Origin of the sequence: Klebsiella sp. Ech2A (assembly GCF_030078455.1) — a bacterium.
GTDB lineage: Bacteria > Pseudomonadota > Gammaproteobacteria > Enterobacterales > Enterobacteriaceae > Klebsiella > Klebsiella terrigena.
Window position 1 is genome coordinate 1 of record NZ_JAQGFU010000408.1, and the last position, 1474, is coordinate 1474.

At 62.8% G+C, this 1474-nt stretch carries 1 protein-coding gene and 1 pseudogene; both read right to left on the reverse strand.

All coding sequences use genetic code 11. The features are described from left to right. Window positions 1-165, reverse strand: a pseudogene (locus PFH44_RS27505) (nitrate reductase molybdenum cofactor assembly chaperone); the annotation flags it as partial. Further along, window positions 165-1474 (reverse strand): nitrate reductase subunit beta (gene narH / locus PFH44_RS27510; protein WP_283826826.1); only part of this gene is annotated, 1310 nt, incomplete at its 5' end. The gene narH and the pseudogene PFH44_RS27505, both read right to left, overlap by 1 nt.

Here is a 1474-nt window from a genome sequence, read left to right on the forward strand (position 1 = left end):
CCACTCGGCCTGCCGGTCGAGCAGCGGCGCGGCCAGCAGCGGTTCAACAAACGCCAGCAGCGCCGGCGCATCGGCGCTGACCAGCGCCAGCGCCTCCTCGCGGTTGTCCCACAGCACGGCGTCCGGGTACTCCAGCAGCAGACCGATTACCTTGAGGATCCGCATTAGTCTCTCTCCCCGATATTGATCGCATCGATGCGCTGGCTGTTAAACAGGTTGAATTTGGTATCCGAGCCGTGGCAGCCGTCGCCGAAGGTGAAGCCGCAGCCATTTTTTTCCGGGAAGGCGTCCTCCGCCATTTCGCGATGGCTGGTGGGGATCACGAAGCGGTCTTCGTAGTTGGCGATCGCCAGGTAGCGGTACATATCCTCTACCTGCTCGACGCTGAGGCCGACCTCTTCGATGGCGCGGGTATCGGTGACGCCTTCTACGGTTTGGGAGCGCTTGTAGTGGCGCATCGCCATCATGCGCTTCAGGGCGCGCAGCACCGGGCCGGTGTCGCCCGCGCTCAGCAGGTTGGCCAGATACTGCACCGGAATACGCAGGCTTTCGACCGCCGGCAGAATGCTGCCGTTGTTCGGCAGGCCGCCGGCGTCGGCAACCGACTGGATCGGCGACAGCGGCGGCACGTACCAGACCATCGGCAGCGTGCGGTATTCCGGATGCAGCGGCAGCGCCAGCTTCCAGTCCATCGCCAGCTTATAGACCGGTGATTTCTGCGCGGCGTCGATGACGTTATGCGGGATCCCCTGCTTCAGGGCCTCCTCAATCACCGCCGGATCGTGCGGGTTAAGGAACACGTCGCACTGACGCTCGTAGAGGTCGGTTTCATGCTCGGTGCTGGCCGCTTCTTCGATGCGGTCCGCGTCGTACAGCAGCACCCCGAGATAGCGGATACGCCCGACGCAGGTCTCCGAACAGACCGTCGGCTGGCCGGATTCGATGCGCGGATAGCAGAAGATGCATTTTTCCGACTTGCCGCTTTTCCAGTTGAAGTAGATTTTTTTGTACGGGCAGCCGCTGATGCACATGCGCCAGCCGCGGCACTTGTCCTGGTCGATCAGCACGATGCCGTCTTCTTCACGCTTGTAGATGGCGCCGCTCGGGCAGGTGGCGGCGCAGCTCGGGTTGAGGCAGTGCTCGCACAGGCGCGGCAGGTACATCATGAAGGTGTTTTCAAACTGGCCGTACATCTCTTTCTGCATCGCCTCGAAGTTGCGATCGCGGGCGCGCTTTTCAAACTCGCCGCCGAGCAGCTCCTCCCAGTTGGGGCCCCAGGTGATTTTATCCATCCGCTTGCCGCTAATCAGCGAGCGCGGGCGGGCGGTGGGCAGGTGCTTGCCTTCGGGGGCGGTATGCAGATGCTGATAGTCGTAGGTAAAGGGCTCGTAATAGTCGTCGATCCCCGGCAGCACCGGGTTGGCGAAGATTTTAGACAGCACGCCGACGCGGCTGCCGAGGCGCGGCGTGAGCT